Origin of the sequence: Candidatus Synechococcus calcipolaris G9 (genome assembly GCF_029582805.1) — a bacterium.
GTDB classification, from domain to species: domain Bacteria; phylum Cyanobacteriota; class Cyanobacteriia; order Thermosynechococcales; family Thermosynechococcaceae; genus Synechococcus_F; species Synechococcus_F calcipolaris.
On record NZ_JAKKUT010000007.1, the window covers coordinates 61,423 to 77,518 of the forward strand.

Annotated in this window: 14 protein-coding genes; 4 read left to right on the forward strand and 10 right to left on the reverse strand. The window is 51.2% G+C overall.

Going from position 1 to position 16,096, the window contains the following annotated elements; translation table 11 throughout:
* Window position 1 precedes the first annotated feature (1 nt).
* The 7 genes from L3556_RS14195 to L3556_RS14225 all read right to left on the reverse strand — a co-directional run bounded on the left by L3556_RS14195 (window position 2) and on the right by L3556_RS14225 (window position 6,958).
* On the reverse strand, window positions 2-2,110 hold the full coding sequence (locus tag L3556_RS14195) for a M48 family metalloprotease (protein WP_277867991.1): 2,109 nt from the start codon (window positions 2,108-2,110) through the stop codon (window positions 2-4).
* A gap of 38 nt (window positions 2,111-2,148) precedes the next feature.
* Window positions 2,149-2,838 carry a bifunctional demethylmenaquinone methyltransferase/2-methoxy-6-polyprenyl-1,4-benzoquinol methylase UbiE gene (gene ubiE, locus L3556_RS14200; protein WP_277867992.1) on the reverse strand — a complete coding sequence of 230 codons (690 nt, stop codon included), beginning with the start codon at window positions 2,836-2,838 and terminating at the stop codon, window positions 2,149-2,151.
* A gap of 21 nt (window positions 2,839-2,859) precedes the next feature.
* Complete coding sequence (locus tag L3556_RS14205) at window positions 2,860-3,126, reverse strand: hypothetical protein (RefSeq protein ID WP_277867993.1); 267 nt, start codon at window positions 3,124-3,126, stop codon at window positions 2,860-2,862.
* A gap of 98 nt (window positions 3,127-3,224) precedes the next feature.
* Entirely contained in the window at window positions 3,225-4,493 is a 1,269-nt protein-coding gene (locus L3556_RS14210; RefSeq protein ID WP_277867994.1) for a chloride channel protein, read from the reverse strand.
* A gap of 47 nt (window positions 4,494-4,540) precedes the next feature.
* Complete coding sequence (locus L3556_RS14215) at window positions 4,541-5,476, reverse strand: NAD(P)H-dependent glycerol-3-phosphate dehydrogenase (RefSeq protein ID WP_277867995.1); 936 nt, start codon at window positions 5,474-5,476, stop codon at window positions 4,541-4,543.
* A 21-nt stretch (window positions 5,477-5,497) separates the two neighbouring features.
* Window positions 5,498-5,845, reverse strand: a complete 348-nt coding sequence (locus L3556_RS14220) for a hypothetical protein (protein WP_277867996.1) — start codon at window positions 5,843-5,845, stop codon at window positions 5,498-5,500.
* 144 nt (window positions 5,846-5,989) lie between these two features.
* Complete coding sequence (locus L3556_RS14225; RefSeq protein ID WP_277867997.1) at window positions 5,990-6,958, reverse strand: glycosyltransferase family 2 protein; 969 nt, start codon at window positions 6,956-6,958, stop codon at window positions 5,990-5,992.
* Between the two features lie 180 nt (window positions 6,959-7,138).
* On the opposite strand from L3556_RS14225, the gene L3556_RS14230 reads away from it, so the two are divergent.
* The 4 genes from L3556_RS14230 to L3556_RS14245 all read left to right on the forward strand — a co-directional run bounded on the left by L3556_RS14230 (window position 7,139) and on the right by L3556_RS14245 (window position 11,589).
* The gene (locus L3556_RS14230; protein WP_277867998.1) at window positions 7,139-7,585 is read left to right on the forward strand and encodes a hypothetical protein; all 447 of its coding nucleotides are present in this window, start codon (window positions 7,139-7,141) and stop codon (window positions 7,583-7,585) included.
* Window positions 7,586-7,693: 108 nt separating this feature from the next.
* Window positions 7,694-7,909 carry a hypothetical protein gene (locus tag L3556_RS14235; RefSeq protein ID WP_277867999.1) on the forward strand — a complete coding sequence of 72 codons (216 nt, stop codon included), beginning with the start codon at window positions 7,694-7,696 and terminating at the stop codon, window positions 7,907-7,909.
* Between the two features lie 30 nt (window positions 7,910-7,939).
* Window positions 7,940-8,413, forward strand: a complete 474-nt coding sequence (locus tag L3556_RS14240) for a Tic20 family protein (RefSeq protein ID WP_277868000.1) — start codon at window positions 7,940-7,942, stop codon at window positions 8,411-8,413.
* A gap of 149 nt (window positions 8,414-8,562) precedes the next feature.
* A complete protein-coding gene (locus tag L3556_RS14245) occupies window positions 8,563-11,589 on the forward strand; it encodes an ATP transporter ATP-binding protein/permease (RefSeq protein WP_277868001.1) in 3,027 nt (1,008 codons plus the stop codon).
* 104 nt (window positions 11,590-11,693) lie between these two features.
* Here the strand turns inward: L3556_RS14245 and L3556_RS14250 are convergent, their stop codons facing one another.
* From L3556_RS14250 to L3556_RS14260, 3 genes are all read right to left on the reverse strand, one after another.
* A complete protein-coding gene (locus L3556_RS14250) occupies window positions 11,694-12,221 on the reverse strand; it encodes a DUF29 domain-containing protein (protein ID WP_338405757.1) in 528 nt (175 codons plus the stop codon).
* Window positions 12,221-12,808, reverse strand: coding sequence for a Uma2 family endonuclease (locus L3556_RS14255; protein ID WP_277868024.1), 588 nt, complete (start codon window positions 12,806-12,808; stop codon window positions 12,221-12,223). The genes L3556_RS14250 and L3556_RS14255 overlap by 1 nt, the downstream gene beginning before the upstream one ends.
* A gap of 71 nt (window positions 12,809-12,879) precedes the next feature.
* The gene (locus L3556_RS14260; protein ID WP_277868002.1) at window positions 12,880-16,083 is read right to left on the reverse strand and encodes an efflux RND transporter permease subunit; all 3,204 of its coding nucleotides are present in this window, start codon (window positions 16,081-16,083) and stop codon (window positions 12,880-12,882) included.
* Window positions 16,084-16,096 lie beyond the last annotated feature (13 nt).

The window sequence follows — 16,096 nt, forward strand, 5'->3', positions numbered from 1 at the left end:
TTCATAGCCCCCAAAACGTGAGTATTCCATAGATGATCAGGATGAAGGCGATCAACGTGGCCCAGTAGGGTGCGCCGCAGCGAAGGTAGGGCCGGTCGTCCTTTGTTTCTGTAACACAGGAGAGGCGATCCACTTCGACCCATGGACAATAGCTGCGGCGAAACCATCCCCGCAGGGTAACAATTTTGCCTAACCAACGCTGGGGAGAGGGTTGACCCAGGATAGTTACGTGCCAGAGAGGGCCCCACCACGCCAGGCAACGTAATCGCCACAGGCCAAAGGGACTGTCTAAAAAGAGATTTTGACCCAGGCAGTTTCTCAGACCAAGGGGGCCCAACAGTCGCCCTTGAAGCTGTACCGCTGAACTATCTAGGGGTAGGGCCAGGGATCGCCCTAGGAGTTGACTTAGGGGTGGCCCCATCTCTGAGGTGGGCCGCAGGGTGGGATAGTTGGCATTAATCCGTAGCAATATTCCCAGGCCCAAACCAATGGTGATAAACCCGGTTAGCATCACGGGTAACTCGCCAAACCACCAAAAGGGGTAGGCAAGGCGACCGGATTTGAGGGCAAATTGACCCCATTGCCAAAAGACAACGGCTAATATCAACCCGGCAGAGATTCCCCAGAAGGGGGTGAGTTGCAACCATCCCCGCTGCAAGGATGATTTTTTTGATCTGGGTGAAAAGTCAAGGTGGAACAGGGGTTCAAGGTTCCAATAGCGGGCATAGGCCATCAGTCCAAGGAGGCGACTACCAAAGGGGCGGTGGGATGCGGTTAAGCTCAACCAACCTCGCAGGGGGTGGTGATGATCCCAATGGACGATCGCCGGCCAATCCACGGGCAGTCGTCCCACCATGGCTCCTAGCCAGGGATCAATGGGTAGCAAAAGGGTGAATCGTTCAAGGAGAGCGGGCATTTGCCGTTGCTCTTTGACCGTACTGGCGGTGAGGGCCATGAGTTCTAACCAGGCGGTGGCAATACCATTGGGATTTCCAGTCAGGGCAGCCCCTTGGCGATCGCCGTAGTAGTTGCGTACCCGATTTGACCAAAACATGAGTCCTTCTAGGGCCTTAAAAATGAGATAGCTGGCGATCGCCACTAACCCTAGGATCAGATACAGAATTTTCCGTAGGATAAATAGCCCATGATCCTGTTTCTTTTGGGGAAGGAGGCGATCGCCCGCACCGGCAAACCATAGATAAAATTGATAGGGTAATTGCAGCGTCAAAACCATGGCGGAAGCAAGAACATTGTAGCCCCGACGCAAATTCATCAGTTCAATCCCGATCAAGCCAGCTAGGGCCCCATCAGGTAAAGCGTCTAGCAGCCCTTGACTGACAATGATCCGGCGATGGATATGGCCGTAGCTAAAAATGAGGGGAATGGGGGTGTCTAAACGGCCCCATTTGGGCTGCGGTTGTCGCCAATTCCAGGGCAACTGTCCGATGAGTGTGACGGCTTCGGGGCTGTATTGACTTAGAGCCTTGAGATCCATGGTTTCCATTGGGTAGTGCCAGCGTAGAAATAGATCCCAAAACCAGGGTAATCCACTCAGGAGAATCAAACCGATTACCCCAACTAGGGCCCAAGCTAGGGAATTTTTCCAGGCAATGAGAATCCACAGGACACTCCAAAAGCGGCTGATCCACTCTAAAAATGGGGGGAGACCCGCCACAATGAGTTGCTGTAACAGCCAGGCAATAACCCCAACCGTTAATACTTGAATGGCCATCAATCGCCACCCATGGACAGTTCGCAGGGATTGGCGAGTCCAATGGCGGCTGGGGAGAACAGGGGGGCTTTCTATGGGGGGGGAATCACTGTATTTTTCTTGAAGGATATTGAGGGTGCGGTTGGCCCAGGTTTTAACTTTGACCCTAGAACTTTGGCTTAGAACCTGACATAGGGCAGTGGCCCGCTGCAATTGCCCCGCCTTGGTATAGGCTTCCACTAAATGGAGTTGGGCTTTAATCCCTTGGGAACTATCCCCATGGGTTTCCCAAACCGCTTCAAAGGCAGCGATTGCCAGAGTATAATCCTCTCGATTGAGGGCTGCCAAGCCAGACAGAAAGCGAGGATCCGCTGGAAATGAGGAGTCGTGTTTTGCCATGGTGATGTCTAGAATAGCAGGCTATTTTGAACTGAATTTTAACAGCGCAAAACCAAAACCATCATTAAGCCTGCTGCGATTGGGTAAGCAGTGGCATTGCTAAATCCAGCCTCTTGACTATACTCAATTAGTTGCTGTGGCGGTGGAAATCGCTGGAGACTGGGCATCAAGTAGGCGTAGTCTTCCTTGAGTCCATACTGCTCTGCGGTTGGTACAACCAAGGTATCTAAATACCACGCCTGAAATTCCTTGAGCCAAGGGGCTTGCGGTTGGCAAAAATCCAGAATGGCGACCTTGCCCCCAGGTTTTAAGACTCGTTGCATTTCCCCTAGGGCCCGGGGGATATTCGTTAAATTTCGCAAACCATAGCCCATGGTGATGCCATCAAAGGCATGGGACGGAAAGGGTAGGGCCAGGGCATCTCCCTCGTGCCACTGAATTTGCGGGTACAATCCACTCCGTTCCCGGGCAATGGCGAGTTGGGCTGGGGCAAAATCTAAGCCAACAACGCACCCTTGGCCCCCCACGACACGGGCTAATAGCCGGGCTAAATCCCCACTGCCACAACAGATATCTAGGCCCGATTGACCGGGACTGAGGTCGAGCCATTTCACCGCCATTTTTTTCCAGACCCGATGTAGGCCAAAACTGAGGCGATCGTTGAGGCGATCGTAGACAGGGGCAATGCGATTAAAAAGAGCTTGAATTTCGGCGGATGTCTCACTCATAGGGGGTAAATGCCAAGAAACCTAGGGAATGAAGACTTGCCCCTGAGGCTCAAAGGCAATATCTAAGACCATGGGAGGGGGGCCATCACCGGTTTGGGCATTATAATTCTGACTGAGATATCCCACACATCCGTTCATTAAACTGTAAACAAAGATAACACCCCCAGCGGACACGGCCACTAGGCCGCTAGCCAGCAAAAGGGAGAAGTCACGAAGCTTGTAGGCACCCTGCAATAAACGCACGGACCATAACACCAAGCCGATAACCAGTAGAAGTAGGATAGTCATATGTAAACTATCTTAACAACTCTCCCCTAATTTCTCATGAATCTTAAGATTTTTCTAATAAAGTTCCGTTAAAAATCAAATAAAAATTAAAAATGTCCCTAGAAAAATTCCGTGGCATCCCGTCGCGATCGCTGGGTGGGGATAAAGGCAAAGCCCTGGCTCAAAAAATAACTGGTGAGGGCAGCGGTGGTGACGAGGGGCATAATCGCCGTGTGGGAAATAATCGTTAGGATGACAACCATACCCATGGGGCTTTTGACAATGGCCACCGAAATTGCTGCCATGGCACAAACGAGGGCCACCGCTAAGGGAATCGTGGGAATAAGTTGATGGACGGCCATACCCAGACAGGCTCCGACAAAAAAGAGGGGAAAAACAACGCCGCCGCGAAAGCCACTATGGAGGCAAATACTGAGGGCAACGAGCTTAAAAAGGGCGATCGTCAGTAATAGGTGGGCACTAATCGTTGTCCCCTTGTCAATAATCATCTGGATCTCATGCTCACCATAAAACAGGGTAATGGGAAAAGCCATGGCAATGAGGCCGATCGCCGCACCACCTAGGGTAATGAGTAAAAGGGAATACCGCTGTAGGGGTTGTAAAAATCGCCCTAGGGCATGGTGAATTTGGATAAAAACAATGCCTAGGCCTGCCCCCACCGCCCCAAGGAAAATAGCGGACAAAATATCAATGGGACGGAGTTGATCATAGCTAGGAAACCGATAAATCCCCCCAATGGTTTGGCCGGTGATCACCCGAAAGATGGCAAAGCCGCAAAACGAGGAGAGCAATGTGGGAATAATCGCTTCAAAAAATTCTAAACTACGACGGTGGGGAACTTCGAGGACGAATAGGGCCGCTCCTAGGGGGGCAGAGAAAAAGACTCCCATGCCTGCCCCCATGCCACATAGGGTCAAAATACGTGTTTCCTGGGGATGAAGTTTCAGGCGATCGCCCAGCCAACTGCCCAGCCCGCCATTAATATCAATGAGGGGACTTTCCGGGCCGGCACTACTGCCAAAAATCAAAGATAACCAGGAGGCCAGGGCCATGCCGGGAAGATGACGGTAGCTCAGTTTGCCATCGGTATGAATTTCTTCGACTGCGGTGGTGAGTCCTGCGGTGGCCCCAAAATATTTAACGGATAGCCCCACCAGTAGCCCTCCCAAGGCCGTTACTGCCCAGAGGTGGGGGAGCAAATGGGACCACTCTAAGGCTGTTGCTCGACCGGGGATGGTTCCCCAAAGAATCGTAAACCCGCCCTCTAGGGCCATGTAAAAGGCGGTGGCAACCAAGCCCCCTAGGACACCGACGATCAAGGCATAGAACAGTAAATGACTATAGGATAATTTCGGGCGAATAGTCATGGTGATGTTTTTTTGTTTTTGCTCTGTATAGGGTATCTGGATTAAACCTAGACTACGTTTTGATAAACTTCTGGTTTGAAGGGACGCTCTAATAACTGGGCGATCGCCTCGGTGGGGGTCAAGGTTTGGCAAATGACTGCCGCAACAGCCGCCGTAATCGGTATGGGTAATTGGTGGGTTTGGGCATAGTCCACTAAAACCAGGGCCGTATTTACCCCTTCAGCGGTGCCGATAATACTATCTAGGGCCGCGTCAATGGTTTTTCCCTGGGACAAATGCCAGCCCACTTGGTAATTGCGACTGAGGGAACTGGTACAGGTGGCCAAGAGATCCCCAAGCCCTGAGAGTCCATAAAACGTGGGCATTGTGCCGCCCCAGTGGGTTCCCACCCGCACTAATTCTAGTAATCCTCGGGTAATCAGGGCTGAGCGAGCATTCACCCCAAGCCCTAGGCCATCATTCACGCCACAGGCAATGGCAATGACATTTTTGAAAATACCGCCCATTTCTACGCCCCGGAGATCGGGATTGGTATAAATGCGAAAGTGGGAACTGCCAAGGAGACTCTGCACCGATGCGGCTACCTCTAAATCGCCACCAACGACTGCGGCGGCGGGTAGACCCTGATTAATTTCAGTGGCCAGGTTGGGCCCGGATAAAACCACTAGGGAATGCTCTGGTAGTAATGACTGCCAGATATCTGCGGCGGTGGCAGCGGTAGAGAGTTCCAGCCCCTTAGTTGCACTCACACAGATGACGGACTTTGCCAGACCCAAAGCTTCTAGGGCGATCGCCTGACTGCGTACCGCCTTAATGGGCAAGGCTGACACCAATAGGTCAATACCATCCACCATATCTTTGGTTATGGGCCCCTGGGAACGTTGCCAGCCGTGAACCTGACACCCCCGATCAGCCAATAGCCTAAACAGAGTTTGGCCCCAAGCCCCTAGACCCAGCAGTAGAACCCTGGGGAATGTGGCCATCTTAAGGTGGCTCCCTAACCCCTAGGGGGCCGTTGAGGTGGATGTTCCCTGGAACTGTTGTTGCTGTTGTTGACGGAACAGTTCAGCCTGGGAGTTTAGATTTTCCATTTGATCGGCGGTCACTTCGTTGACATCCCGACCATCCAGTAAGCGCATTTGATTGATGAGGCCGGGCATGGAGAAGCTGGGGCCGCCACTGCCATTATTGAGAACATTGCTGAGATCATTGGAGGTATTATTTTGTTGCCACCCCTCCATGGGATTGGGAGTTCCTGCCCCTGCGGTTTGCGCCAATGCTGAACTGGGGACACAGAGACATCCTAGACTGACCAGACTTAAGCCGATTAGAAGTTGTTGCTTGACTGACATATCACACCTCGCACTCAGAGTACTTCAGTCGCTAATAATTAACTAGTCGCTAATACTTGAACCTTACCCCTAGTTTAGGGTGATTTTTCCCAGATGCCAAACGATCGCCCAGAATCCCTAAAACAATGCGCTCACCCTAGGGTTTCACTCTCTTGATGCATTGTCCGGGGACGGGTCAGAAAAGCCATAGCGATCGCGGACGAGGTAGAGAGGTCGCCCCTTGACTTCTTCATAGATCCGTCCTAGATACTCCCCCATAATTCCTAGGGTTAAAAGCTGAACTCCGCCCATAAACAGTACGGCCACCATCAAGGAGGGATATCCCGGTAAATCCACCCCATAGATGAGAGTACGCAACACCAACCAAAAGGCATAGAGGAGGGCAATGGTGGAAATACACAGACCAATATAGATCCACACTTGCAGGGGCTTGACACTAAAGGAAAAGATGGCATTCAAGGCAAAATTCCACAACTGCCAATAACTCCACTTTGTCTGGCCCCGATGACGGCGGGGGCGATCGAAATACACCGCCGTCTGGCGAAACCCCACCCAGGTAAACAGGCCTTTCATAAACCGATTTCGTTCCGGCATTTGCCGAAGGGCATCCACAACCCGCCGATCCATCAGGCGAAAGTCCCCCGTATTAGCGGGTATGGGAACGGCACTGATCCAGCCCAAAACTTGATAAAATCCGTGGGCCGTCAATCGCTTTAACCAATTCTCCTGGCGACGCAGGCGAGTGCCATAGACCACATCAAAACCCTGTCGCCATAGTTCCACCATTTCCCCTAAGACTTCCGGTGGATCCTGGAGATCCGCATCTAGGGGAACCACGGCTTGGCCACAACTGTGATCAATGCCAGCGGTGAGGGCAATGTCTTTACCAAAATTGCGGGATAGGCTAATGACTTTTAAGGGGGGATGGCGATGGTGGTAGGTCAGCAAACGAGCAAGGGTATCATCCCGACTGCCATCATTGACACAAATGACTTCATAGCTGAGGGAGAGGGTCTCTAAACTTTGGAACAAACGCTCAAAGAGATTCTCCAGGTTGGTGGCTTCGTTGTAGCAGGGAATGATGATCGACAATAGGGGCACAGGACTGACCATTCATCCTCCAGCAAGATAACACCCTATGGACGATTTTAGGATAAACCCTGGGGCCAGCAATCCCATTCCCCGGCTGGAATTTGGGGTTGGAATAAAACTTCAGATTTTTTTGCTTGCATTTCGTCGTCAACATGCAGAGAATACTCCTACAGGTTCCGTACAGGTTACTGAGGATGGGGAGTGAGTCATACATTTTTGGTGGATGTGGGTCGATGGCTTTTACAGGGGCAGTGGCGCGGTGGCGATCGCCCGCCCATCGATGTAACGGGTAAGATACTTGTCACCTATAGCCAGGATGATTGGTTTGTGATGGCGGCTAAATTGAGCTATGCCGACACTGAACAACCGGATATCGTGCTGCAATACCGAGGCAAATTAGCCCTCAATGATCAGACCTATACATTTATTCTTCAGCACAGTGCCTTAGGTCGTCTGGAAGGAGAAGGCTGGATTGGGGAGCAGTCGATTGTGCAGCGGTTTTGGCTATTGGGGGATACAAAGCGGCGGGGTGGTTTTGAAAATTTGTGGCGGTTAAATGACAATGAATATTTTATTTCCAGCGGCTTGACCACTGGCCACAAACTCACTGACCTGATGGAAGCCACCTTAAAACGGGTGTCAACCTAATGGCAATATGAATGACAACATTAGGAGAATAACAGTGAGATAATAAAGGTATAGCGATCCCAAGGCCCCGCTGCCCTAAACACCCGCAAGAATAAGGGAGGGAGAGTCATGCTCATCATGTTGACAGAAAATCAGCTGCTTTACCCGGAGCAGGTGTGTCCCAATTGTCTATGGGCCGATGGTCAGGGTCAGCCCCGTTGGCATAAGGATCAATTGCGCTGTGGTGCCCCCATTGGCTGTACCGGCGATCGCATCTGTAAACAATTTCGCTGTCAGATGGGATTTCGCTTGGCCCAAATTAACGAGATGCCCGTTACCCTATAGAAAAGGAATCATAACATTGGGGATTTTATTGTGACGTGGCGTGGTCTTGCTTCAGTTCCGGATCGAATCTTTTCGTCGTTGGCCTATTTATTGCCCTTATTTTATGTCATGCCCTTTGGCAGTTCCCTTTTTGCCATGTTTCCACCTCTGCAAGTGCTTTATCTGGCTGTTTTACCCATTGCGGTGGTCTATTCTATTCCCTTTGCCAGTTTGATTGTCTTTATGGTGCTGTACCTTTTAGTTGTGCGAAATAGCCGCATTAGTATGTTCATTCGCTACAACACGATGCAGGCCTTGCTCATGGGGATTGCCATCTTTTTAATTCAATTGGTGCAGATGTTGCTGGGGCGGATTGATCCCCTGCAATTTCTGATGCAGGTTTTATCAAATTTTGTCTTTATTGGTGTATTAGCGGCGGTGATTTTCGCGGTAATCCAATGTATTCGCGGCATCTTTCCAGAATTACCCACCCTATCCGATGCGACGAAAAGCCAGGTATTCTAAAGGATTGAGCCTAAAGGACTGAGGTTGATAAAGGGGAATTCTATGGGCCAAGGGACTGGGCTAGGGTGCAAGAGTGCAGGGGCGATCGCTCCTATGAGAAACAGCATATATTGTTCCAATTCTAGCCATGGACATCTGTGATCCATACTATGGCAGAGAATAGGGCTACCCTGGAATTGCGGGCCACTGACGGTACGATCCAAACCCTCGTCCTAGAGGGGGAGCGGACGTTCATCGGTCAGGGAGCAGATAATCAAATTGTTTTGATCGAGGAAGGCATTTCTCGCCACCATGCCTGCATTTTGTTTAAGGACAGTGAATATGCCCTCGTGGATATGGGCAGTGCCCAGGGAACCCTGCTGAACCAGGTTAAACTACGGCCGCGGCAGCCAGCCCGTCTCAATGCCGGCGATCGCCTGCACATTGGTACCTACGAAGCCATCTTTCAACTTAGTTTAGTCAATGATTTAGTCAGTGATTCAGCCAGTGAGGCCTCAAATACCCACTTGCCTGGAACGGTGGTGATGGGGGCAACGGCAACCCCAATGCTTCAGGTGGCCACACCCCAATGGCTCCAGGAATTTCCCCTCAAACAAGATAACATTCTCTTCGGCCGTGATCCCCAGGCAGATATTGCGGTGGATCATGGCCTAGTGTCCTATCACCATGCCCGTCTCGAACGGGAGGGCGATCGCTACCGCATTATCGATCAAGGCAGTAAGAATGGCCTATGGCTGCGGGGAGTGCGGGTCACGGATCACCTCCTGGAACCGGGGGATGTCCTTCGGATTGGCGAGGTTCTCACCCTGACCTACCTTTTGGTTGCCTCAACCCAAGTCTCAGAACACACCGCCCCCCTCAATCTTCGCCATCGTCGCTGTCTCACCTTGGGCCGAGATCCGGCCAATGATACGGTGCTGGATCATCCCGTGGTATCCCGTTTCCATGCCCAAGTGGAATTGGTCGAGGGTCAATGGCAGCTTCAGGATCTCGACGCCGCCAATGGAACCTATCTCAATAATCGCCGAGTTCACAAAGACAAACCCCTGGCCATCTACGGCGGTGATGTGATTCGTATTGGCCCCTATAGTCTTGTTTTTAGTCCCGATGAAACGATTGTTCCCCATAACGATAGTGGCAATTTACGCTTGGATGCCATTCATTTAAGTAAAGTCACCCCCAAGGGAGCGCGGCTCCTTCAGGATATTTCCCTATCCATTTTGCCCCGGGAATTTGTGGCCATTGTCGGCGGTAGTGGGGCCGGGAAGTCTACCCTGCTGGATGCCTTAAATGGTTTTCGCCCGGCAACCGGTGGCACCGTTCTCGTCAATGGCTATGATCTGTATCGCAATTTCAATGCCTATCGCACCCAGATTGGCTATGTGCCCCAGGATGACATTATCCATCCCGAACTCACCGTGGCCCAGGCCCTCGACTATGCGGCCCAATTGCGCCTGCCCGCCGATACCTCCCTCCAGGAACGGCAAAAACAAGTCAATAAGGTGCTGGACGACCTAGCACTGATTCCCCGCCGCCATGTCCCCGTTAAAAGCTTGAGTGGGGGGCAACGGAAGCGGGTATCCATTGGCGTAGAACTATTGACTCGACCCAGTTTATTTTTCCTAGACGAAGCCACCTCTGGGTTAGATCCGGGCACGGAAACCCAAATGATGCAGCTTTTGCGCAAACTGGCGGATCAAGGGCGTACCGTGTTGCTGATTACCCATGCCACTAAAAATGTGATGATGTGCGATTTGGTGGTGTTTTTAGCGCGGGGTGGCTATTTAGCCTATTTTGGGCCGCCGGATCAGGCCTTGCCTTATTTTGGTGTCCAGGATTTTGATGAGATTTATCTGAAAATTGAAGATGAACCCAATGCCGAAAAATGGCAACATCGCTATGGCCAGTCCCGACTCTATCAAGACTACGTGGGCGATCGCCAGCGGCCCCTAGAAATTGATACCCAGGCCAGTCGCCAAATCAATGAAAAACGACAACCTCCCCCCATCCCCAATACGGGCATTTCCGGCTGGCGACAGTGGCTCATTTTAACCCAACGGAATCTTTCAATTTTGACCCAGGATCGGGCGGCAATGATATTGATGTTGCTCCTAGCTCCAGTACTGGGACTGTTAGATTTTGTACTCTGGAAACCCAATATTCTTGATGCCGATCAGGGAGATGCCGGCCAGGCCTTCACCATGGCCTTTGTGGCGGTTTTGATTGCCGTTATGGTGGGCAGCCTAACGACGATGCGGGAAATTGTCAAAGAGACGGAGATCTATCGGCGGGAACGGATGGTCGGGCTACAAATTTGGCCTTATATTTTCTCTAAGCTTGGGCCCTCCTTTTGTTTAGCCCTCTATCAAGCGGCCGTGTTCCTTGGTCTAAAACTATTAGCGGTGCGGCTAGAGACCCCCCCGGAGGCGATCGCTGGGTTGTTTTTCACCCTCTTTTTAACCACCTTTGGCGGCATGATCATGGGCCTCTTAGTCTCAGCCCTATCACCGACCCAAACCGTTGCCCCCCTCCTGGCTATTTTATTTTTAGTGCCTCAAATTACCTTTGCCGGTGCCATTATTCCCCTCAAGGATCTCGGTATCCCTGGGCGACTCATTAGTGATCTGACTCTGACCCGCTGGAGCTACGCCAATTTTGTCTCCTTGGTGGGTTTTGGCCGGGATGTGGTTGAAGATCCCTGCTGGCAACTGCCTAAATCCGATCGGGAGAACCTGGGCGATCGCGATAAAACCACCTGCCCCTGCCTAGGGGAAAATCTATTTAGTCAGTGCAACTTTCCCGGTGTTCGCAAAGAATACGACCCTGCTGTTCGCCAACCTGAACCCAGCCAGCCGGAGGAACCGGGAGATGCACCGGCATTACCGGAGAGTATTTTTGACTTTGATGATACCTATCGTGAGAATGTGGAAGCCTATAATCAGCGGGTTAAGGACTATCAGGCCGCCATGGATCAATGGCAAGACGAATTTGCCGAGTGGAAAGAAAAACGTGGCCGGGCGATCGCCAGTGGAGAAGCCCTCATCGATCGCTTTTGGAGTCTCCAATCCCATACCTTTGAAGCCAATCTACTCATGAACTGGTTGCGATTGGGGGGCATTGTCACCATTATGTTGCTTCTGGTCGGTTGGTTTCAAAAACGCAAAGATATTCTCTAGCTGAACGTTAGGCATATACGGACTATTGTCCTTAGGATCCAAAGACTCAAGCTCAGGGTCATTCCTTACTTAACAAAATCATTGTTGCTCTAGGGTTTTTCATCTCACAGTAAATCCGCAATTCCCTCTGGAAAATTATAATCAAAAAGCTGCTCCAGGGTATAGGGGCATTCATCTGGAAAAGCGACATAGGTCAATGGCGTTTCTAAAACCACCAAATCCAAACCCACAAGAAATCCCCGACTCAGAGCCTCTGGTATATAGGGTTTCAAACTGGGATTATCCAGTAACAACTCTTGGATATCTCGCCGTTGACCCCGAATTGTGACTTGCCAACTGCGACTTCGTTTTTCTGATTGATACTGCCACTTGAGCAAATGCCCAATCAATATCCCTAGCCGACTCTTTAACTCTTGTCGCTGTTGTCGCCCCAAGGCTTCAATTTCCTCGCTCAAGTTAATAATGTCTAACTCCGTAAATTGACCCCTTCGCAATAGCCTGGCCTGATTCTGTGTCCACCCATAGAAATCCGTTTCATAATCCTGGCCGGACTGGGGGCTTCCTTTAGCCATAGCTACAGTTTTGGCTTCTCCCTCTGTGTCTTGCAACGAATCTACTTTAGGCATCGGCATCACAGTTCCCCCACAGACTCATAAAGATCAACTAGGGCAACTTCAACCCCAACAGAGACTAAATTGATCTTGGCATCTAATCCACTGTGGTCAGAAAACAACCATTGATGATCCGCCTGTTTCACAAATTGCTCCCCATAGGGCCTGGTCTGGTCAATGACCAAATATTCCTGAAACGTGGGAATCGTCCGATAGGCGGCAAACTTATCCCCTCGGTCATAGGCACTGGTTGAGTCGGACAACACTTCTGCAATCAATAGGGGATTGGTGACGGTATCCTTGCGATTTTCTTGCAGTATCACTGGATCGGCCATCACCATCACATCAGGATAGGTATAAACCTGCAACTCTGGAACCCACAACCGTTGATCCGTAATGAAAACACTGTAGGGTTTCTTCCGTAAACTAGTCCATAACACGGCATACAATGACCCAACAACCTTATTGTGTTCAGGTGTGCCTCCGGTCATGCAAATGATTTCTCCATTACGGTATTCACGGCGGATGCCATCCATTACTTCCGACTCAGCTTCTAGGGCTAAGTAATCCTCAATGGTATAAAGAGGTTTTGATAGCTTTGCTAACATCTTCGTCAAGATGATTCTCCTAGCGGTAGGATGAGCCGCCTGAAATTTTCCTGAAGTGGATTTGAGCTAAGTTAACTCTGGCTAATTTCCTCATTCGTTAAATCTAGCCCCGTTTCCAGCGATCGCACCCCTGGGAGTAAGCCATCCCCCTTAGATTCCGGTTCAAAGCCGTGGAGAATTACATAAAAACAGGGAATGAGAAAGAGCGTCAGCACTGTGGCCAAGGCCAACCCAGAAAAGACAACAATACCTAGGGGCTGCAAAAATTCTGAACCCTCTCCCACCCCAAGGGCCAAGGGAAACATCCCCAACACCGTTGTAATCGTCGTCATTAAAATCGGACGCAGCCGCATGGGTGCTGCTTTCAAAATGGCCGATCGCCGACTACAGCCTTCCTGGAGATAGATCTGGTTAGCAAACTCCACCATAATAATGGCGTTATTGACAACAATTCCCACCAGCAACACCACCCCGACAATCACAGTGGCCCCTAATGCGGTTTGGGTCAGGTACAGTCCCCAAATGCCCCCCGCCAAGGCCAGGGGAATCGTAAACATGATCACCAGGGGATCTAGGAGGGAATTATATTGAACCGCCATCACCACAAAGACTAAAAAGGTCGCTAGCCCCCCCAAGGTGATCAGGGCCCCCTGCAATTGCCGATTGGCCGCTGCCGCCGCACTGGGTAAAACACTGACTCCAGGGGGAAACTCTATCTCCCCTAAAATTCCATTCACTTCTTCAATGGCCTGACTCAGATTGGCCCCTTCCGTGAGATTTCCCCCCACCATAAACACCTGCTGTTGGTTAATGCGGCGGATTTCCCCAGGAGCTTGACCCAGTTGGACATCGGTGACATCCCCTAGGCGCACTGGCCGCTGGTTGGGTACGGACAAGGGAATCTGCCCCAACTCCTCGGGCCGTTGAATGGAGTCTTGATCAATTTGAATGCGTACATCCACTAGGCGATCGCCCCGTTGCAGGCGGGTAGGCACAAAGCCATTAATAGAAGTTTGAATCGTCTGTCCCAACATCAGAGCACTAATGCCCAATTCTGACACCCGTTCCCAATCCGGTAAAATTTGAACCTCCGGTTGACGAGGATCCGCATCGGGACGAAACCGAACTAAGGTCGCTTTTTCATCTAAGGCCTGTAACACCTGGCGGCCAACCTGGGTTAACACCGCCTCGTCACTCCCCTGGAGCATCACATCTACATCCGCACCCCGCATGGGCGTATTGGTGAGGATGATGCCCCGCACCTGACCCGGACTCAGGCGGAGGCGGATATTCGCTAAATTTAAGGCATCGAGGGACTGGGTCGTTTCACTAATATAGCGATCTAAATTCACCCCTGGGGCAAGGGTAATATTACTGGATGCTCGCAGGGCATTGGGAGTTGTGTTTGTGCCAAATAGAGATCCCCCCGTTGTCGTAAAAACGGCCTCGGTTCCCGGCTGATCTAGCAAAACCCGATCCACTTCAGCCATGACCCGACGGCTGATCGTCAGGGGAGTCCCCGGAGGAAAATTAGCATTAAGGCTCACCTGCCCCGTATTAATCTGGGGTAAAAGTTCTTGGGGTAATTGACCGGCAATGATCCAACTACTGCCCCCTAAAATAACAACAACTAAGGTGACCGTGACCCACCGCCAATGGATCACTCCTGCTAGGGTTCGTTCATAGATCTGGGTTAAGCCAATAAACCGTTGATTAAACTGACGGAAAAACCAAAAGTTAGCCAAGCCACTGCGAACCGGTAAGCTCAAAATGCGTGAGGCCAGGGTGGGTACTACGGTTAGGGCCACCACCAAGGAGGCGGCCACGGAAAAACTAATAGTTAAAATCAACTGGTTAAAGAGAAGGGCAATGAGTCCCCCCAATAGCAAAAAGGGCAAAATGGCTACTAGATTTGTCAAGGTGGAGGCCAACAATGCCGATTCAATCTCTTGACTGCGCCGTTTTGACTCCTCAATATATTGCTCTTTGCTCATCGGGGCTTGATTTTGATTGATGTCCGCTAGGGTTTCCAGCATGACAATGGCGTTATCGACCACGATGCCTACCCCTAGGGCCAGCCCCCCCAAACTAAAGACATTCAGGGAAAAGCCAAAGACTCCCATCAGCAATAGGGCCACCATGGTGGAGAGGGGAATGGAAATGACAATAATTAGGGTTTGCCGCAGGGATCCCAAAAACAGGAGGACGGAGATCGCCGCCAAACAGGTTCCCGTCAGGCCGGCAATCATCACATTATTGAGGGAGTTGCGAATAAAGCGGGATTCATCCAAGACGGGGACAATCAGCGTATTTTCAGGAATGAGGCCCCGCTCCTCCAATTCAACGAGTTTGGCCTTGACCCCATCGGCGACGGCGACCGTATTGGCATCGGGCTGCTTGAGGATACTCACCTTGACCGCAGGTTGCTCATTCAGATTCACAAAGATCTGCTGCTCGGCACTGCCATCAATCACCTGGGCCACATCCCGCAGATAGGCCCGCCGCCCATCCCCCAGATCAAAAATCAGATTTTCAATATCTTCGACACCCTGGAAGCGGCCCACCGTGCGCGTTAGTGGTTCTGAATCAAATCCCCGCAACCGTCCCCCAGAAATATCCTGATTCCGTTCATCCAAGGCGGTCAAAATTTGATTTAGCCCCAGACCCACCGCCTGAAGCCGATCTAAATCCACAAGTATCCGCACTTCCTCGGCGGTTCCGCCGGAGACATCGGCACTGGCCACCCCCTGAACGACGCTCAGTTCCCGGCTCAGTTCTTCATCGGCAAAGACGCGCAATTCTCGTCCAGAGAGGAGATCGGAGGTGATGGCAAACTCGTAAACCGGTAATTGGGATGGATCAAACTTAAATAGACGGGGGGATTCGACAATATCCGGTAAGGTACTCCGGGCCCGGTTAAAGGCTGCGGTGGCCTCATTCAGGGCTTGATCCACATCCCCCCCCGGCTCAAAGAATAAATCTAAACTCACCTGACCCTCGCGGGTTTGGGAATAGATCTGCACCACTCCTTCGGTACGCCCTAGGGCATCTTCTAGGGGCTTGGTTACTTCCTCCACCGCGACACCGGGCACAACACCAGGCACTTCAAGGCGAACCCCCACCCGTGGATAGGTAATGGATGGCAACAGATCCACCTGAAGACGCATCAGGAAAAAGACTGCTAACACAATCACGGTCAAACTCAGCATCAGGGTGCCAATGTGACGGGTGATGGCTAGGCCACTAAAACTAAACCGGGAGGGGATATTCTTCATAAAAATTTAAGGA

Excerpts from the sequence above, each read along its gene's own strand:
- L3556_RS14195 (WP_277867991.1), bottom strand. The coding sequence starts at position 2,110 with ATGGCAAAACACGACTCCTCATTTCCAGCGGATCCTCGCTTTCTGTCT.
- ubiE (WP_277867992.1), bottom strand. The coding sequence starts at position 2,838 with ATGAGTGAGACATCCGCCGAAATTCAAGCTCTTTTTAATCGCATTGCC.
- L3556_RS14205 (WP_277867993.1), bottom strand. The coding sequence starts at position 3,126 with ATGACTATCCTACTTCTACTGGTTATCGGCTTGGTGTTATGGTCCGTG.
- L3556_RS14210 (WP_277867994.1), bottom strand. The coding sequence starts at position 4,493 with ATGACTATTCGCCCGAAATTATCCTATAGTCATTTACTGTTCTATGCC.
- L3556_RS14215 (WP_277867995.1), bottom strand. The coding sequence starts at position 5,476 with ATGGCCACATTCCCCAGGGTTCTACTGCTGGGTCTAGGGGCTTGGGGC.
- L3556_RS14220 (WP_277867996.1), bottom strand. The coding sequence starts at position 5,845 with ATGTCAGTCAAGCAACAACTTCTAATCGGCTTAAGTCTGGTCAGTCTA.
- L3556_RS14225 (WP_277867997.1), bottom strand. The coding sequence starts at position 6,958 with ATGGTCAGTCCTGTGCCCCTATTGTCGATCATCATTCCCTGCTACAAC.
- L3556_RS14235 (WP_277867999.1), top strand. The coding sequence starts at position 7,694 with ATGCTCATCATGTTGACAGAAAATCAGCTGCTTTACCCGGAGCAGGTG.
- L3556_RS14245 (WP_277868001.1), top strand. The coding sequence starts at position 8,563 with ATGGCAGAGAATAGGGCTACCCTGGAATTGCGGGCCACTGACGGTACG.
- L3556_RS14250 (WP_338405757.1), bottom strand. The coding sequence starts at position 12,221 with ATGCCGATGCCTAAAGTAGATTCGTTGCAAGACACAGAGGGAGAAGCC.
- L3556_RS14255 (WP_277868024.1), bottom strand. The coding sequence starts at position 12,808 with ATGTTAGCAAAGCTATCAAAACCTCTTTATACCATTGAGGATTACTTA.
- L3556_RS14260 (WP_277868002.1), bottom strand. The coding sequence starts at position 16,083 with ATGAAGAATATCCCCTCCCGGTTTAGTTTTAGTGGCCTAGCCATCACC.